The 17030-nt window shown below is 67.6% G+C and carries 17 protein-coding genes; 9 read left to right on the forward strand and 8 right to left on the reverse strand.

Going from position 1 to position 17030, the window contains the following annotated elements:
• Positions 1-346: 346 nt before the first annotated feature.
• The 4 genes from acs to ACWF99_RS16655 all read left to right on the forward strand — a co-directional run bounded on the left by acs (position 347) and on the right by ACWF99_RS16655 (position 5266).
• Positions 347-2305, forward strand: coding sequence for an acetate--CoA ligase (gene acs / locus ACWF99_RS16640; RefSeq protein WP_452536572.1), 1959 nt, complete (start codon positions 347-349; stop codon positions 2303-2305).
• Between the two features lie 147 nt (positions 2306-2452).
• Positions 2453-3682 carry a Na+/H+ antiporter NhaA gene (gene nhaA / locus ACWF99_RS16645; RefSeq protein WP_378661818.1) on the forward strand — a complete coding sequence of 410 codons (1230 nt, stop codon included), beginning with the start codon at positions 2453-2455 and terminating at the stop codon, positions 3680-3682.
• Complete coding sequence (locus ACWF99_RS16650) at positions 3679-4206, forward strand: phage holin family protein (protein ID WP_378638743.1); 528 nt, start codon at positions 3679-3681, stop codon at positions 4204-4206. Before nhaA ends, ACWF99_RS16650 begins: the two co-directional genes overlap by 4 nt.
• Before the next feature lie 55 nt (positions 4207-4261).
• Positions 4262-5266: an alpha/beta fold hydrolase gene (locus ACWF99_RS16655; protein WP_378661821.1), complete on the forward strand. Its 1005-nt coding sequence runs from the start codon at positions 4262-4264 to the stop codon at positions 5264-5266.
• A gap of 127 nt (positions 5267-5393) precedes the next feature.
• Here the strand turns inward: ACWF99_RS16655 and ACWF99_RS16660 are convergent, their stop codons facing one another.
• The 4 genes from ACWF99_RS16660 to nth are packed head-to-tail and all read right to left on the reverse strand — an operon-like array spanning position 5394 to position 8758.
• A complete protein-coding gene (locus tag ACWF99_RS16660) occupies positions 5394-6587 on the reverse strand; it encodes a MarP family serine protease (protein WP_378638738.1) in 1194 nt (397 codons plus the stop codon).
• Complete coding sequence (locus ACWF99_RS16665) at positions 6584-7312, reverse strand: NUDIX hydrolase (RefSeq protein WP_378638735.1); 729 nt, start codon at positions 7310-7312, stop codon at positions 6584-6586. The genes ACWF99_RS16660 and ACWF99_RS16665 overlap by 4 nt, the downstream gene beginning before the upstream one ends.
• 40 nt (positions 7313-7352) lie before the next feature.
• Positions 7353-8003, reverse strand: a complete 651-nt coding sequence (locus tag ACWF99_RS16670; RefSeq protein ID WP_452536575.1) for a TlpA family protein disulfide reductase — start codon at positions 8001-8003, stop codon at positions 7353-7355.
• Positions 8000-8758, reverse strand: coding sequence for an endonuclease III (nth, locus tag ACWF99_RS16675; protein WP_452536639.1), 759 nt, complete (start codon positions 8756-8758; stop codon positions 8000-8002). The genes ACWF99_RS16670 and nth overlap by 4 nt, the downstream gene beginning before the upstream one ends.
• A gap of 167 nt (positions 8759-8925) precedes the next feature.
• Here nth and ACWF99_RS16680 point away from each other — a divergent pair, with 167 nt between their 5' ends.
• Together ACWF99_RS16680 and ACWF99_RS16685 are read left to right on the forward strand one after the other, a co-directional pair.
• On the forward strand, positions 8926-9168 hold the full coding sequence (locus tag ACWF99_RS16680; protein WP_056821920.1) for a hypothetical protein: 243 nt from the start codon (positions 8926-8928) through the stop codon (positions 9166-9168).
• A gap of 134 nt (positions 9169-9302) precedes the next feature.
• Complete coding sequence (locus ACWF99_RS16685) at positions 9303-9977, forward strand: Crp/Fnr family transcriptional regulator (protein WP_040703546.1); 675 nt, start codon at positions 9303-9305, stop codon at positions 9975-9977.
• 170 nt (positions 9978-10147) lie between these two features.
• On the opposite strand, the gene ACWF99_RS16690 is transcribed toward ACWF99_RS16685, so the two are convergent.
• From ACWF99_RS16690 to ACWF99_RS16700, 3 genes are read right to left on the reverse strand one after another with little or no spacing between them, the layout of a single operon-like run.
• Positions 10148-10942, reverse strand: coding sequence for an MBL fold metallo-hydrolase (locus ACWF99_RS16690; RefSeq protein ID WP_452536577.1), 795 nt, complete (start codon positions 10940-10942; stop codon positions 10148-10150).
• A 9-nt stretch (positions 10943-10951) separates the two neighbouring features.
• Positions 10952-11425 (reverse strand): RidA family protein, encoded by a 474-nt coding sequence (locus ACWF99_RS16695; protein ID WP_379301206.1) that lies wholly within the window; start codon positions 11423-11425, stop codon positions 10952-10954.
• Between the two features lies 1 nt (position 11426).
• A complete protein-coding gene (locus tag ACWF99_RS16700) occupies positions 11427-11588 on the reverse strand; it encodes a hypothetical protein (RefSeq protein WP_378638727.1) in 162 nt (53 codons plus the stop codon).
• Between the two features lie 59 nt (positions 11589-11647).
• Between ACWF99_RS16700 and ACWF99_RS16705 the strand changes: the two genes are divergently transcribed.
• Both ACWF99_RS16705 and ACWF99_RS16710 read left to right on the forward strand, forming a co-directional pair.
• Positions 11648-12685: an ArsA family ATPase gene (locus ACWF99_RS16705; RefSeq protein ID WP_378638725.1), complete on the forward strand. Its 1038-nt coding sequence runs from the start codon at positions 11648-11650 to the stop codon at positions 12683-12685.
• Positions 12682-13815 (forward strand): ArsA family ATPase, encoded by a 1134-nt coding sequence (locus ACWF99_RS16710; RefSeq protein ID WP_378638722.1) that lies wholly within the window; start codon positions 12682-12684, stop codon positions 13813-13815. Before ACWF99_RS16705 ends, ACWF99_RS16710 begins: the two co-directional genes overlap by 4 nt.
• Positions 13816-13928: 113 nt before the next feature.
• Here the strand turns inward: ACWF99_RS16710 and ACWF99_RS16715 are convergent, their stop codons facing one another.
• Positions 13929-14252 carry a WhiB family transcriptional regulator gene (locus tag ACWF99_RS16715; RefSeq protein ID WP_056821932.1) on the reverse strand — a complete coding sequence of 108 codons (324 nt, stop codon included), beginning with the start codon at positions 14250-14252 and terminating at the stop codon, positions 13929-13931.
• Between the two features lie 372 nt (positions 14253-14624).
• Between ACWF99_RS16715 and ACWF99_RS16720 the strand changes: the two genes are divergently transcribed.
• On the forward strand, positions 14625-17003 hold the full coding sequence (locus ACWF99_RS16720; RefSeq protein WP_378638719.1) for a penicillin-binding protein: 2379 nt from the start codon (positions 14625-14627) through the stop codon (positions 17001-17003).
• Positions 17004-17030: the final 27 nt, after the last annotated feature.

Genomic DNA, 17030 nt, shown 5'->3' on the forward strand with positions numbered 1-17030 from the left:
AGCGGCTCCGGCTGGATTTTTCAGCGATCCGAGCCATTTTCAGTTCACATGTATCAGTACGGTTACTCGCTGGAAACGCAGGAAAAATTGCCGAGCCCCTCGCCCTCGGCAGAAAAATATGAACAAATATCGGGAACGCTCAGCTGAACCGTTGAGTAAAAACGATAGCTCGCGACCGTCCGGTCTGTCCGGCGAAGTCATCGGATGAACTAGCCCTATTGACCGCCGCGAAACATCGTCACGACAACGGGACACGCCGTCGCGGGTCCGTTGGCTACTGTCTAGACAGCTGGGCCGCACCCCGGCGACCGACCCGACCGCACCAGGCATGTGAGGCTGAACCGACGTGACCGAAACTGCTGCAGGACACCAGGACTCGTTTCCGCCCAGTGCGGAATTCGCCGCCGCCGCCAACGCGGACGCCACGCTCTACGACCGTGGCGAGACCGACCGCGACGGCTTCTGGGCCGAACAGGCCAACCGGCTGCACTGGCACAAACCCTTCACCGAGGTACTCGACTGGACCGACGCGCCGGTCGCGCGCTGGTTCGGCGACGGCGAGCTCAATGTCGCCTACAACTGCGTCGACCGCCACGTCATCGACGGGCACGGCGATCAGGTCGCCATCCACTGGGAAGGCGAACCCGGCGACTCGCGCGACATCACCTACCGCGAACTGCTGGAAGAGGTCTCGCGAGCGGCGAACTACCTGACCGAGCTCGGTCTGGAGGCAGGCGATCGCGTCGCGATCTACATGCCGATGGTGCCCGAGGCGATCGTGTCGATGCTGGCGTGCGCGCGACTGGGACTCACGCACTCGGTGGTGTTCGCGGGATTCTCGCCGAGCGCGCTGCGCCAGCGGGTCGACGACGCCGAGGCCCGATTGATCATCACCACCGACGGTCAGTGGCGGCGCGGCAAGCCCGCACCGCTCAAGGAGGCCGTCGACGAGGCGCTGGCAGCCAAGGGCGACGTGCCGTCGTCGGTGGAGCACGTGCTCGTGGTGCGCCGGGTCGGCACGGAGGTGCCGTGGACCGACGGTCGCGATCTGTGGTGGCACGAAACCGTCGCCGCCGCCTCGCCTTCGCACGAAGCGCAGCCCTTCCCCGCCGAGCACCCGCTGTTCATCCTCTACACCTCCGGCACCACCGGAAAGCCCAAGGGCATCCTGCACACCACCGGCGGATACCTCACCCAAACCGCCTACACCCACCACAACGTCTTCGACCACAAAGCCGGAGACGACGTCTACTGGTGCACCGCCGACATCGGCTGGGTCACCGGACACAGCTACATCGTCTACGGTCCCCTCGCCAACCGCGCCACCCAGGTCGTCTACGAAGGCACCCCCAACTCCCCCGACGAACACCGCCACTTCCAGATCATCGAGAAGTACGGCGTCACCATCTATTACACCGCACCCACCCTCATCCGCACCTTCATGAAATGGGGTCGTGAGATCCCCGACGCCCACGACCTGAGCACCCTGCGACTGCTGGGCTCCGTCGGCGAACCCATCAATCCCGAAGCCTGGCGCTGGTACCGGGAAGTCTTCGGCGCGAACAAGACTCCGATCGTCGACACCTGGTGGCAGACCGAGACCGGCGCCATCATGATCGCGCCGCTGCCCGGCGTCACCGCGGCCAAACCGGGCGCCGCGATGGGCCCGCTGCCCGGCATCTCCGCGACGGTCGTCGACGAAGAGGGCAAACCGGTGCAGCTCGGCGAAACCGAGGCCAACGGATACCTCGTGCTGGACAAGCCGTGGCCGTCGATGCTGCGCGGCATCTGGGGCGATATGGATCGCTACCGCGCCACCTACTGGGAGCGCTACGCCGAGCAGGGATGGTACTTCGCGGGCGACGGCGCCAAGCTCGACGCCGACGGCGACCTGTGGGTGCTCGGCCGGGTCGACGACGTCATGAACGTCTCCGGACACCGCATCTCCACCGCCGAGGTCGAGTCCGCGCTGGTCGGGCATCCAGCCGTCGCCGAGGCGGCGGTGGTCGGCGCCACCGACGCGACCACCGGGCAGGGGATCGTCGCGTTCACGATCCTCACCGGCGAAGCCGCGGCGTCGGCGGGCCCCGAGCTCGTCGCCGAACTGAAGGCGCAGGTGTCCAAGGAGATCAGCCCGATCGCGCGGCCACGCGAGATCCACATCGTGCCGGAACTGCCCAAGACCCGCAGCGGCAAGATCATGCGCAGGCTGCTGCGCGATGTCGCCGAGGGACGCGAGCTCGGCGACACCTCCACGCTGGTCGATCCGGGCGTTTTCGAGGCCATTCGCACCGGGAGCAACTGACGCGCACCGGCCGGTGACATCGGATGTCACCGGCCGGGTCCGTTAGGATCGCGTAAAGGTGTGCCGGGAAGTCTGGTCGGCATGCGGTCGTGAATCCGAGTCGATGAGCGCCCGCAGTTCCGTCGACCCCTGCCGGAAGGCTTGCCCTTGATCACGCGCGTCCGCTCCGAGCTCACCCGCTATCTCCGCACCGAAACCGTCGGCGGTGCGCTGCTGCTCGTGGCCGCCGCGGTAGCCCTGATCTGGGTGAACTCGCCGTGGGGCGCGAGCTACCAGACGATGGTCGACACCCACCTCGACATTCCCGCACTGCACCTCGACCTCACCCTGGCCGATTGGTCCAAGGACGGGCTGCTCGCGATCTTCTTCTTCGTCGCCGGGCTCGAGCTCAAACGCGAGTTCGCCGTCGGCGAGCTCCGCGACCCGAAACGGGCCGCGCTGCCGGTCATCGCCGCGGTGGGCGGTGTGATCACCCCGGCCGTGATCGCGCTGGTGGTGGGCCACGGCGTGCCCGGCATGGACAAGGGCTGGGCCATTCCCGTCGCCACCGATATCGCCTTCGCGCTCGCGATCCTCGCGATGACCGGTTCGCGAATCCCCACCAGCGCGCGGGTGTTCCTGCTGAGCCTGGCCGTGGTCGACGATCTGCTCGCCATCGTTCTCATCGCGGTGCTGTTCACCGCCTCGCTGTCGCTGCTGTGGCTGGCCGCCGCCTTCGCCTGCTGCGGGGTGTGGGCACTGGCCCAGAAGCTGCGCCTGCACACGCCGCTGTTCTACATTCCGGTCGCGCTGGTGTGCTGGTACGCGCTGCACGAGGCGGGCATCCATCCGACGCTGGCCGGCGTCGCACTCGGGTTGCTCACCAGGGTCCGCAAAGATCCCGGCGAGGAGATCGCGCCCGCGACGCACCTCGAGCATGTGGTGCAGCCGATCTCGGCCGGGTTCTGCGTACCGGTGTTCGCGCTGTTCGCCTCCGGTGTGCCGCTCAACGGCGCAGTGTTCGGATCATTGTTCACCGACCGGCTCGCGCTGGCGATCATCCTCGGGCTCCTGCTCGGCAAAACCATCGGAATCTTCGGTGTGAGCTGGGTCGTTATCAAGCTCGGCTGGGCGAAACGCCCAGCCGGACTGGAGTATCGCGACATGTTCGCCCTGTCGGTACTCGGCGCGATCGGGTTCACCGTTAGCCTTCTCGTGGCGGAACTCGCGCTCGCCGACGTCGGCGACGATGCCATCGATCTTGCCAAGGCCGCCGTTCTGGTGACCTCGATGGCAGCATCGCTGATCGGATCGGCGCTACTGTTGCGCCGAGGACGTGTGCACCAGGCGCGCCGCGATGCAGACCAGTTACCACAGGGAGAAGGGTCGACGAAGTGAGTTACACCCAAGGCGGAAATGACGGTCGGACGGTCACTTCGATCCCGTTGACCGACGCCAATCCGCCCGGATCGGCGAGCATCGGCAGCCTCGTGCGCGATGCCACCGAGCAGATGTCGACACTGGTGCGCGCCGAGGTGGCGCTGGCCAAGGCCGAGGTCACCGGTGAGATCAAGAAGGGCCTCACCGGCAGCGTCTTCTTCATCCTCGCGCTGACAGTGCTGCTGTTCAGCTCGTTCTTTTTCTTCTTCTTCCTCGCCGAGCTGCTCGACATGTGGCTGTGGCGCTGGGCCGCTTTCCTGATCGTGTTCTTGCTGATGGTGCTCACCACTGTCCTGCTGGCCTTGCTCGGCTGGCTCAAGGTACGGAAGGTGCGCGCGCCGGAGAAGACGATCGGTTCGCTCAAGCAGGCCGCCGAGGTGCTGCCCGCCGCGTTCACCCACCGCGACGCGGCCGACGCGCACGCGGCCATCGGATCCAGTGGTGCGGGCGCCACTTCGCTGGAGAAGTCGAGCAACCGATGACGCGCCGGGCGGGCCCGGTCGCAACAGCCGGACCCGCCCACTAGGCTCGATCGGCGTGTCGTCCAATTCATTCCCGGATCCCTCCAGCGTCCGTTTCGACGGACCGTGGACCCACCGGGACGTGCACGCCAACGGAATCCGCTTCCACGTCGTCGAAGCAGTCGCCGCCGAAACCGACGGCACGGACCGCCCCGAGGCGCCCCTGGTGCTGCTGCTGCACGGTTTCGCCGATTTCTGGTGGTCGTGGCGGCATCAGCTGACCGCGCTCGCCGGCCACGGGTATCGCACCGTCGCCGTCGACCTGCGCGGCTACGGCGACACCGACAAACCACCGCGTGGCTACGACGGCTGGACCCTCGCAGGCGACATCGCCGGTCTGATCCGGGCGCTCGGGCACACCGAGGCCACGCTCGTCGGCCACGCCGAAGGCGGCCTGGTCTGCTGGGCCACCGCGGTGCTGCATCCGCGACTGGTCCGCTCGATCGCGCTGGTGAGCTCGCCGCATCCCGCCGCGCTCAAGAGCGCCGTGCTGCGCGATCCGGCCCAGCGGGCGACCTGGCTGCCCGATTTCCTGCGGTATCAGCTACCGCGCTATCCCGAAAACCTGCTCACCCGACGTGGTGGCGCCGAGGTAGAGCGCCTGCTGCACGATCGGGTCGGTGAATCCTGGTCGCGCAGTGCGGAATTCGTCGAGACCGCGTCGCGGATGCGCCATGCCATCCGGATTCCGGGGGCCGCGCACAGTGCGCTGGAGTATCAGCGCTGGGCATTTCGCAGCCAGTGGCGACCGGACGGCAAGCGGTTCATGGCCACGATGCGCACCCCGATCGACATCCCGGTGTTGATGCTGCGTGGCGAACAGGATTCGTATCTGCTGGATGCGACGTACCAGCGGGGGGAGTCGCTGTCGCCTCGTCGGACGCTGGTCTCGATACCGCGAGCGGGGCATTACGCGCATCAGGAGAACCCCAGCAAGGTCAACGAGGCGCTGACCGCGCACTGGCGCGAGCAGAACGGTGTCAACGGGTCACCGCCCCACGACGACTTGGTTTCGCCGTGATCTTGGAGCGCTGGCGCGCTCGAGCGGGGCCCCTGAGGCCCCTTTGGGTACAGACATACAGGGACTACTGGAGCCGAGCTGTATGTGGGGGCGACGACATCGGGGTTACCTGCTCCGGGCTGGGTGATCAGCTCAGTACGCAGGCGCCCGTGTTGACCGGTGTGCTGCTCGGGGCGGCCGCGGCCAGTTCGGACGCGACCTCGTGCAGGGTGAGCACGTAGCCGGTGTCGTCGTCGGTAACTGCCGCGCCGAAGACCACGCCGAGGAGCTGGCCCTCGGCGTCGACCAGCGGGCCGCCGGAGTTGCCCGCGCGGACCTGACCGCGCACCGTGTAGACCTCACGTTCGACGGTGCCGTCGCGGTGGATGGTCGGGCCGGTGAGGTCGAGAGTCTCGCGGACACGGGCCGCGCTGGCGGTGTACGGGCCGCCACCGGGGTAACCGAGCACGATCGCGCTCTCGCCCGAACTCGCGGGCTCAGGGGCCTGGGGCAGCACGGGAGCGGTCAGACCGGGGACGGCGAGGACCGCGATGTCCTTGGACGGGTCGAACAGGACCACGGTGGCGTCGAGCGCACCGCGCGCGGTGTCGACCGACACGGTGTTGGTGCCCGCCACGACGTGCGCGTTGGTCATCACGCGTTCCGGCGCGACGATGAAGCCGGAACCTTCGAGCGCCCGCTGGCAACTGGGTGCGGTGCCGCGGATGCGCAGCACGCTCTGCTGCAGCGACGCCGCAACCGGGCTGGCCAGCACCGAGGGATCCGGCGGTTCGACGGCGGCGATCGGAGCTCGGCCGAACGGGCCGATCACATCGGGCAGGCCCGACGTGTCGAGCAGCTTGGAGAATTCGTTGGGAACCTTGCGCAACCAGTCCGGCGCGACCGAATTGACGTCGGCGAGCACCTTCGACCCGTTGATCGCGGCGGCGACAGCGGGCTGGGACGCGGTGGCCAGCGGCAACGCGAGCAGCCACGCCGCGACCAGCACGGTCACCGCCTGCAAGACCGCGCCGACAACGCTGTCCACGCTGCGCGCGACCGGCTGGCGGATGCTGGTGCGCGCGGCCCGGCCGAGCACCATGCCCGCCACCTCACCGACGATCACCAGCAGCACGATCAGCAGGATGCCGCCGAGTACCCGGCTGCGACCCTCACTGAGGTGCTTGAGGATGTGCGGTGCGATCAGAATGCCCGCGACCGCGCCCAGCGCGACACCGAAGAACGCCAGCGCCGACGCCACCGCGCCCTGCCGCCAGCCGGTGGACGCCGCGACCAGCGCGATCAGTACCACCGCGATGTCGAGCCATACCGAGGCGGTCACAGGGTCATTCCGACCGCAGCCAGCGAGCTCTCCAGGTCACGCACGTCGCCCCGATCCCAGTTTCGTTCCCACCCAGCGGATTTGATGATGCCGGCGAGGATACCGCCGGTGAGTCCCCACACCAGCATGCCGTCGACCTGGAACGCGGGGCTCTGGTAGCCGAGACTGCCACGCACCATGAATCTGTGTGCCGGATCGAGCAATTCGGTGAGCGGCACACGCACGACACGCTCGGTTTCGCCCTGATCGACGACGCGGACCGCGCTGGGTGCCCGCCAGTAGCCGAGCACCGGGGTCACGTCGAATTTCGACGGCGGAACGAACAGTTTCGGCAGCAGGGCGAACGGCTGGACACCGGCCGGATCGAGTCCGGTCTCCTCCGCGGCTTCGCGCAGGGCAGTGCCGACCGGGCCGTCGTCGCCGGGATCCTCGGCGCCGCCGGGGAACGCGATCTGGCCGCGGTGCTGGCGCATGGTCGAAGCACGCTGAGTGAGCAGGACGTCGGCGTCGGCGGGCAGGCCCCCGGGCACCGACTCGTCGGCGTCGGGCGAGCCGCCGAACAGCACGAGGACAGCAGCCTGGCGTGGCCTGCCGGTGATCGACATGGCCCGGCGCAGGGCGCGGGAAGTAGCGAGCGTGTCGTCGGCGTCGGGACCGCCGGATCTGATCGCGGTGCGCAACCACGAGGGAACGCCGGAATCGTCGAGCCTCGCTACATCGTTCACGCCATCGCCTTCGATCCACACGCCACTGTTACGTCCTCTGTCATACCGTGACCCCGAGCTTCGCGGATACCGTATCCGCGATGTCGGCCACGTCGGCAAACGTACGCACCTCCACACTCGCGATGGTGCCGTCGGCCCGCACGAGCACCGAGACGGGCAGCACCGCGGGCGCACCGACCGCACTGCGCACGGCGGCCTGCGGATCCTCGACGCCGGGCAGGGTGATGCCGAGTCCGGTCAGCCGAGACAGTGCCTTCGCCTCGTCGGGATCGCTGTGCACGGTCATGACCGTGAGTGCCGAGCCCGCCCGCTGCGCGAACTCCTGCAGATGCGGCAACTCGGTGGCGCAGGGCCCACACCAGTAGGCCCACAGGTTGAGCAGCGCGGGCTTTCCGGCGAGCGCCGCGGCGAGATCGACAGGCTTGCCATCCGCCAGACAGCTCATCTGGAGACCGGCCAGCGGCCCCGATCCGGTCGCGGATGCGGACGCGGGCGACGGGCACGGTTGCGACCCCGCCGCCGCTCGTTCCTCGGCCGACACGCCCGACGTCTGCTGCGATGTCTGCGCAACGACGCCGGTGGTCTCGGAACCCTCACGCGGCCACAGCGCCACTGTGGCCGCGACGACCAAGATCACCGCGGCGAGCACCCAGCGCACAGCGGGCCGCCGCAGCAGCGAGGCTTCGCTCACAGGCCGACCATGTTCAGCAGGTGATCGCGCTCCGGGCCCTTCACCAGCTCCGCGGCCACCGCCGGGTCGGTGGGGCCGAGCCCGAACGACGGGCAATCGTCGGCGAGCACGCACGCGCCGCAGGCCGGCTTGCGCGCATGGCACACCCGACGGCCCTCGAAGATCACCCGGTGCGAGAGCATCGTCCAGTCCTTGCGCTCGAACAGCGCGCCGACCGCGTGCTCGACCTTGACCGGATCCTCCTCGTCGGTCCACTTCCAGCGACGCACCAACCGGCCGAAATGGGTGTCGACGGTGATACCGGGCACATCGAACGCGTTGCCGAGGATGACGTTGGCCGTCTTGCGCCCGATCCCGGGCAATTTCACCAATTCGTCCAGAGTGTGAGGCAATTCACCGTCGTATTTTTCGACCAGCGCCTGGCCGAGGCCGATCAGCGAACTGGTCTTGTTCCGGTAGAAGCCGGTGGGCCTGATGTATTCCTCCAGCTCCACCCGGTTGGCCTGCGCGTAGTCGTAGGCACTGCGGTACTTCGCGAACAGGGCGGGAGTGGTGAGGTTCACCCGGACGTCGGTGCACTGGGCGGACAGGATCGTCGCGACGGCCAGTTCCAGCGGAGTGGTGAAGTCGAGCTCGCAGTGCGCGTCGGGGAACGCCGCGGCGAGCGTGCGGTTCATCCGGCGGGCGCGCCGGACCAGTCCGATCCGCGTTTCCGCAGCTATCGCACGGTTCTTGCGCTTGCGGGCGGCCGAGATGCCGGTGGGTGCGGCGGCCGAATCCGCTGCCGGATCGGCATCGCCTGCGGCGGCGGGGGCGGGGGAAACGGGCACCGCTTCACCATACGGAACCACTACGACAACATTGCCCGGCCAGTTTGCCCGCTGTGTTCCATCTGAGACCTGGACCGTGTTTACTGCCAGTCATGCAAGGACTCGCTGTGGTGCTCTTCCCAGTGCTGTTGATGCTGTTCGCGCTGGGGATGGAGCGGGTCGAGAATCGGCTCCGAAAGCTTCTCGAACCCGACGAAGAGGTTCAGCAGTACCTGGACAACGCCAGCAACGCCGAAGTGAAAGAGCTGACGAAGCTCGGCCTGCCCGCCGCCGTGGCGCGCGTGCGCAAGCGCCGTTCCCGTACCTCCGAATTGGATGTCGCACGGGCGAGCTAAACGATCGATTCTCAACGCGCAATCCACTCTTTACGTGGTGTCTGTCACTGCGGTGCCGGAATGCCGCGTAGACTGCGCGGTTGGTCGATTCGCTCGACCAGGTTCGCAAGCCATATCCCATAAGGAGCACATTCGTGGACGAGGCCCTCGCCAGAGCAGGCATCTTCCAAGGCGTCGAGCCCACCGCGGTGGCCGCGCTCGCCAAGCAGCTGCAGCCCGTAGATTTTCCGCGCGGCCACGTCATCTTCAACGAGGGCGAACCCGGCGATCGGCTGTACATCATCACGACGGGCAAGGTGAAGATCGGCCGGCGGTCCCCGGACGGCAGGGAGAACCTGCTGACCATCATGGGTCCGTCCGACATGTTCGGTGAACTGTCGATCTTCGACCCGGGCCCGCGTACCTCGACCGCAACCACGGTCACCGAGGTCCGCGCCGTGACGATGGACCGCGACGCACTCAAGTCGTGGATCGATCAGCGCCCTGAGATCGCTGAGCAGCTGCTGCGCGTGCTGGCACGACGCCTTCGCCGCACCAACAACAACCTCGCCGACCTGATCTTCACCGACGTGCCAGGTCGCGTCGCCAAAGCGCTGCTGCAGCTCGCACAGCGTTTCGGCACCCAGGAAGCGGGCGCGCTGCGCGTGACCCACGACCTGACCCAGGAAGAGATCGCCCAGCTGGTCGGCGCTTCCCGGGAAACCGTCAACAAGGCGCTCGCCGACTTCGCTCATCGCGGATGGCTGCGCCTCGAGGGCAAGAGCGTGCTGATCTCGGATTCCGAGCGTCTGGCACGTCGCGCTCGCTGACGTTCGAACACCTGCCGTCCCGGTACGACGGGACCGTTGATGCGTGTGGGCTCACGAGGAGAGGGCCTCGTCCACACCACCGCGGTTTCGTTGTGCCGGGACATCGGCCGTTGTATGCCGGACAGCACTCGATCGCCGACACGGCGAGCGCGTCGGCGATCGAGCGGTGTTCAGTTCTGTTCGGCCCGCAGGTATTCCAGCTGCGCCTGCACGGAACTGCGCGCCGCGGGCCACAGCCGTTTGTCCACGTCGGCGTACACCTTGCGGACCACCGCGAGAGCGCCCGCGCCGGGACCCAGTTCGACCAGCGCGGCCCGCACTTGGTCGAGCCGCTCACGCCGGTGGTCGAGGTAGTACTGCGCCACCGGCGCCGCATCGGGATGGTCGGGCCCGTGCGCGGGCAGCAACGCCTTACCCACGCCCAGCTCACGCAGCTTTTCCAGCGACGCGAGGAAGTTCGCCAGCGCGCCCGGCGCGGATTCGAGCACCGTGGTGCCGCGGCCGAGGACCGTGTCACCGGTGAGCACCGCGTCGTCGAGCAGCAGGCTCACCGAATCGGTCGTGTGTCCCGGCGTACCGAGCACCGTGATCCGCAGGCCCGCGGCCTCGATCACCTCGCCGTCCACCAGCGGCACGACCGCGCCACGCAGATACGCCGGATCCACCGATCGCACCGGCGTCCCGGTGGCTTTCACCAGGTGATCGATGCCGCCGGTGTGATCGTGATGGTGGTGGGTGATCAGCGTCAACGCGATCCGGCCGCCGGTGGCCTCGACGATGTCGGCGGTGTGTTTCTTGTCCTTCGGTCCCGGATCGACGACCACATAGGAATCGCTGTCCGGGCCACGCAGCAGCCAGGTGTTGGTGCCGTCGAGCGTCATTTGATTGGGGTTGTCGGCCAGCAGGACCGATGCCGTCGGGGTGACCGGCCTGACCTGGCTGTACGCGGGATGTTCCAGTGCCATGACGGCTGCCTATCCGACTTCTTGGTCCACTTCGACGATCAATTCCACCTCGACGGGCGTGTTCTTGGGCAGTTCCGAGACGCCGACGGCCGAGCGCGCGTGCACGCCCGCCTCGCCGAACACCTCACCGAGGAACTCCGACGCACCGTTGATCACGATCGGCTGATCGCTGAATCCGGGCGCCGAGGCGACGAATCCGACGACCTTCACGATCCGCACCACCTGGTCGAGCCCGACCAGATCGTGCACGGCCGCGAGCGCGTTCAGCGCGCACAGCCGGGCGGCCTCCTTGGCCTGCTCGACATCCACCTCGGCCCCGACCTTGCCGACCGCCGACAATTCACCGTCGACGAAGGGCAGCTGGCCGGAGGTGTACACCAGCGAACCGGTGCGCACGGCGGGGATGTAGGCCGCGACGGGAGCGGCGACCGGCGGCAGCGTGACACCGAGCCGGTCGAGCGCGTCCTTCCACGCGGTGGCCACGCTATTTCTTCCGCTTCAGGTAGGCGACGTGCTGTTCGCCGGTCGGTCCGGGCAGCACCGAGACCAGCTCCCAGCCGTCGGACCCCCACTGGTCGAGGATCTGCTTGGTCGCGTGCGTCAACAGCGGCACGGTCGCGTACTCCCACAGGGTGACTTCACTCATGGTGTGAGTTTAGGGCTCACCCCGAACGCCTGGGCGAAACGGGTTATAGGCTCGGCGGCGTGGGAGCACCAACAGCAGAGCCGGTTTCGTCGGTTCCGGAACCGTCGACCGGATGGCCACAGCGCGCGGCCAAGGCCCGCTTGCACTACGTGACCGGCAAGGGAGGCACCGGCAAGTCGACCGTTTCGGCCGCACTCGCACTCGCGCTCGCCGCAGGGGGACGCAAAGTGCTGCTGGTCGAGGTCGAGAGTCGCCAGTCCATCGCGCAATTGTTCGATCGGCCACCGTTGCCGCCCACCGAGACCCATATCGCCAGCGCCGACGGCGGTGGCGAGGTGACGGCGCTGGCACTGGACATCGAGTACGCGTTCCTCGAATACCTCGACATGTTCTACAACCTCGGCTTCGCGGGACGGGCGATGCGCCGGATGGGCGCCATCGAGTTCGTCACCACGATCGCGCCGGGTCTGCGCGACGTGATCCTCACCGGCAAGATCAAAGAGTGTGTGGTCCGGGTCGGCAAAGACGGCAGGCCCGCCTATGACGACATCGTCGTCGACGCGCCGCCGACCGGCCGGATCGCCGGCTTCCTCGACGTCACCACGGCCATGGCCGAGATCGCCAAGGGCGGTCCGATCGCCTCGCAGGCCGAGGGCGTGTCCAACCTGCTGCATTCCGACCAGACGATGATCCACCTGGTGACGCTGCTCGAGGCACTGCCGGTGCAGGAGACCGCCGACGCGATCGCCGAGCTCACCGCCGACGATCTGCGGATCGGCACGGTGATCGTCAACCGGGCGGCCACCGCCGAACTCACCCCGGCTCAGCGCGACACGGCCGTGGCGGGCGAGCTCGACACTGCCGCGGTCGCCGCCGACCTGGCGAAGGCCGGCATCACCCTGTCCGAGTCGGACTTCGACGGCCTGATCGCCGAAACGGTCGACCATGCGATCGTGCTGACCGCGCAGAACGCGAGTGCCGCCGAACTGGCGCAGATCGACGTCCCCCAGCTGTCCCTGCCCGCCCTCGGCGACGGCATCGACCTGGGTGGCCTCTACGAACTGGCCGAACAGCTATCCGCGCAGGGAGTCCGATGAGCGAGCACGTTTCCACCCCGCCCGCGCTGGATGTCTCGCAGATCATCGCCGACCCGACGGCCCGCGTGATCGTGTGCTGCGGGTCCGGCGGCGTCGGCAAGACCACCACCGCGGCCTCGATCGCGCTGCGAGCGGCCGAATCGGGTCGCAAGGTGGTGGTGCTGACCATCGATCCGGCGCGCAGGCTGGCGCAGTCGCTGGGCGTGGCCGAACTGGACAACACCCCGCAGCGTGTGGAGCTCGGTGCCGAGGTCCCCGGTGAGCTGCACGCGATGATGCTGAACATGCGCCGCACCTTCGACGACATGGTGCTCGAGCACACCAGCGCGGACAAGGCCGAGCAGATCTTCGCCAATCCGATCTATCAGACGGTGGCGTCGTCGTTCGGTGGCACGCAGGAGTACATGGCGATGGAGAAGCTCGGCCAGCTGGCCGCGCGCAAGGAGTGGGACCTGATCGTGGTCGACACTCCCCCCTCTCGTAACGCGCTCGATTTCCTCGACGCGCCCAAGCGGCTGGGCACCTTCCTCAACGGCAAGATGATCCGGTTGATCATGGCGCCGGGACGCGGTGTCGGCCGGATCGTCACGGGGGCGATGAGCCTGGCCATGCGCGGGGTGTCGACGATTGTCGGCGGGCAGATGCTCAAGGACGCCTCGACGTTCCTGCAATCGCTGGAATCGCTGTTCGGTGGGTTCCAGGACCGGGCCGAGCGCACCTTCGCGATGCTGTCCAAGCCCGGTACGCACTTCCTGGTGGTCGCCGCGCCCGAGCCGGACGCGTTGCGCGAGGCGTCGTTCTTCGTCGACCGGCTCTCGACCGAGAAGATGCCGCTGGCCGGTCTGGTGCTGAACCGGACCCATCCGGCGTTGTCGGAGCTGTCGGGCGACCACGCGCTGACTGCCGCCGACCAGCTGGCCGATTCGAACCCGCTGACCGCGTCGGTGCTGCGCATCCACGCCGATCGGGTGTCGACGGCGGCGCGGGAGCGGCGGCTGCTGCACCGCTTCACCGGTGCGCATCCGCGGGTGAAGATCGTCTCGGTGACCGCGCTGCCCTTCGAGGTCTCGGATCTCGAAGCACTGCGCGCCGTCGGCGATCAGCTGACCGGCACCCCGGCTTCGGCCTGATCGATTCAGACAAATCCGCTATAGCTCACAATCCGGTAACACTCACCAACGGCGCCGATTCCGCAAACCACGCGGTCTCGGCGCCGTTTGTGATAACGGTCCGGTCTCGTCTGCTAGATAGCCACCTGGTGCTGCCGCTGGGCGTTGAAGAATTCAGCCCACGACGTCACGTCGGGATGCTGTTTGAGCAGCGCACGCCGCTGCCGCTCGGTCATCCCGCCCCACACACCGAACTCGACACGATTGTCGAGGGCGTCGGCACCACACTGCATCAGCACTGGGCAGTGACGGCAGATCGTTGCCGCCTTGCGCTGCGCCGCACCGCGAACGAACAGCTGATCAGGGTCCACTTCCTTGCATCGCGCCTGGGCAACCCAAGCGATCCTTGCCTCGGCCTGCTCTACATCCAGTCGAGCGATGGGGGTTGTGATGTGCATTTGATGTGCCCCTTTGCAGTCCGAACACCGTTGTGCGGCGCTCCAGAATCGCGAGCGCGGATCACAGCAACCCAACTACCGCTGCGTCCCGCACCACATTCCACTTTGAGTGTTAGCTCTATCACACTGGGTTCTCAATCTAGGTAAAGGTATGGCGGTTACGCAAGACCGCCCCCCGATTTTTTGGTACGGGCGTCCATTCAAATCGGGCCAGAACCGCGCAGTAGTGCTGATCACCGGCGTGGCCGGTCGCGACACGCCGATGTGATCATTTTGTTGACACGCCCGAGCAACCCCCCTGGCACCGCCCGGACATTCCCCGTCGAGCAGCACAGCCGTGAACCTCACCACCCCACCCTCTAGTCTGGGATCGTGCCGATCACTCAAACGCTCGCGAGGCTGGCCGGCAGCTGCGCGCTGGCCGCCGTGCTTGTCGCTGGGCTGTTGTTCCCCTTGGCCGGTGGATTCGGATTCATCTCCAACCGCGCCGCCGACGCCGTCGACAATGTCTCCGCCGAACTGGTGGAGGGCACGGTCCCCGCCGTGTCGACGATGGTCGACGCGAACGGGTCGCCGCTGGCGTGGCTCTACGAGCAACGCCGCTTCGAAGTGCCGAGCGACAAGATCTCCAACAACATGAAGCTGGCGATCGTGTCCATCGAGGACAAGCGCTTCTCCGACCACAAGGGTGTGGACTGGCAGGGCACGCTGCGCGCGTTCCTCACCAACACCTCCTCGGGTGCCGTGCAGCAGGGCGCGTCGACCCTGGACCAGCAGTACGTGAAGAACTTCAACCTGCTCGTGGTCGCCAAGACCGACGCCGAACGCCGCGCCGCGATCGAGACGACACCGGCGCGCAAGCTGCGCGAGATCCGGATGGCGCTCACGCTGGACCGCGAACTGTCCAAGGACGAGATCCTCACCCGCTACCTGAACCTGGTGCCCTTCGGCAACGGTTCCTACGGCATCCAGGACGCCGCGCAGACCTACTTCGGCATCGACGCGTCCCAGCTCAGCATCACCCAGTCGGCGATGCTGGCGGGCATGGTGCAGTCCAGCTCCAAGCTGAACCCCTACACCAACGTCGCCGGTGTCACCGACCGCCGCAACACCGTGCTCGACACGCTGATCCAGAACATCCCGCACCGCGCCGAGGAGTTCCGCAAGGCCAAGGCCGAACCGCTCGGTGTGCTGCCCGAACCCAAGGGCCTGCCGCGCGGGTGCATCTCCGCCAACGACAAGGGCTTCTTCTGCGACTACGCGCTGCAGTACCTGGCCGAGGCCGGGATCAGCCGCGAGCAGATCGACAAGGGCGGCTACCTGATCAAGACCACACTCGATCCGGTGCTGCAGGAATCGGTGAAGCGTTCGGTGAACGAGCAGGCCGACCCCAACCTCGACAACATCGCCGAGGTGATGTCGGTGGTCGCGCCCGGTCAGGATTCGCACCCCGTCCTCGCGATGGCGTCGAGCCGCACGTACGGCCTCAACCGCGACGCCAACGAGACGCTGCTCGGCCAGCCGTACTCGATGGCCGGTGACGGCGCGGGCTCGATCTTCAAGCTCTTCACCACCGCCGCCGCGATGGAGAAGGGCCTCGGCATCGCCGCCCAGGTGGATGTCCCCGGCACCTACGCCGCCAGGGGCATGGGCTACTCGAACTCGCCGGGCTGCCCGGCCGACTCCTGGTGTGTCAAGAACGCGGGCAACTACCCGGGGTCGATGTCGGTGACCGACGCGCTCGCGACCTCGCCCAACACCACCTTCGTGAAGATGATCCAGGACGTCGGCGTCTCGGCCGCGGTGGACATGGCCGTGCGCCTCGGCATGCGGTCCTACACCAACCCCGGCACCTCCGGGCACGGCAACTCGAGCCTGGCCGACCACATCAAGAACAACAACATGGGCTCGTTCACCCTCGGCCCGTTCGCGATCAACCCGCTCGAACTGACGAACGTGGCCGCCACGCTCGGCTCGGGCGGCAAGTGGTGCCCGCCCTCGCCGATCAAGGAGGTCGTCGACCGCAGCGGCAAGACCGTTCCGCTCACCCAGCAAGCCTGTGAGCAGGTGGTCGACCCGGGTCTGGCCAACACCCTCGCCAACGCGATGAGCAAGGACGACGTCAGCGGTACCGCCGCGGGCGCCGCGCGTGCGGCCGGGTGGTCGGCACCGATGTCGGGTAAGACGGGCACCACCGAGAGCCACCGCTCCTCGGCGTTCCTCGGCTTCACCAACGCGCTGGCTTCGTCGGTCTACGTCTACGGCGACAGCCCGACCCCCGGCGAGATCTGCTCGTTCCCGCTGCGCAACTGCGGCGCCAGCGATGCCTCCGGCCTGTTCGGTGGTAACGAACCGGCCCGCACCTGGTTCAACGCCATCAAGCCGTTGATGGACCGGTTCCCGCCGCCGGGCCTGCCGCCGGTGGACGACAAGTACGTCCGCGGCGCGAACAATTCCCAGGTCCCCGATGTGGCGGGCAAGTCGCAGGGCGAGGCCACCTCGATCCTGTCCGGCGCCGGCTTCCAGGTCTCCGCGGTGACGGGCGCCGGTTCGCAGGCCAAGGGCACGGTGATGGGCAGTTCGCCGAACGGGTCGGCCATTCCGGGCTCGGTGGTCACGATCTACATCAGTGACGGCACCGTCCGGGTCCCCGCGCCGACGACTCCCCCGCCCGCCGCGCCCGCACCGGTGATTCCGGGGCTGCCGCAGATTCCGCGCCTGCCACCGATCCCCATCCCCGTGCCGCGCTAGTCACACGGCAAAGGCCGCCGTCCGATT

The sequence above is a fragment of the Nocardia sp. NPDC055002 genome, assembly GCF_053608825.1.

Excerpts from the sequence above, each read along its gene's own strand:
- ACWF99_RS16680 (WP_056821920.1), top strand. The coding sequence starts at position 8,926 with ATGCAAGGACTCGCTGTGGTGCTCTTCCCAGTGCTGTTGATGCTGTTC.
- ACWF99_RS16690 (WP_452536577.1), bottom strand. The coding sequence starts at position 10,942 with ATGGCACTGGAACATCCCGCGTACAGCCAGGTCAGGCCGGTCACCCCG.
- ACWF99_RS16700 (WP_378638727.1), bottom strand. The coding sequence starts at position 11,588 with ATGAGTGAAGTCACCCTGTGGGAGTACGCGACCGTGCCGCTGTTGACG.
- ACWF99_RS16710 (WP_378638722.1), top strand. The coding sequence starts at position 12,682 with ATGAGCGAGCACGTTTCCACCCCGCCCGCGCTGGATGTCTCGCAGATC.
- ACWF99_RS16715 (WP_056821932.1), bottom strand. The coding sequence starts at position 14,252 with ATGCACATCACAACCCCCATCGCTCGACTGGATGTAGAGCAGGCCGAG.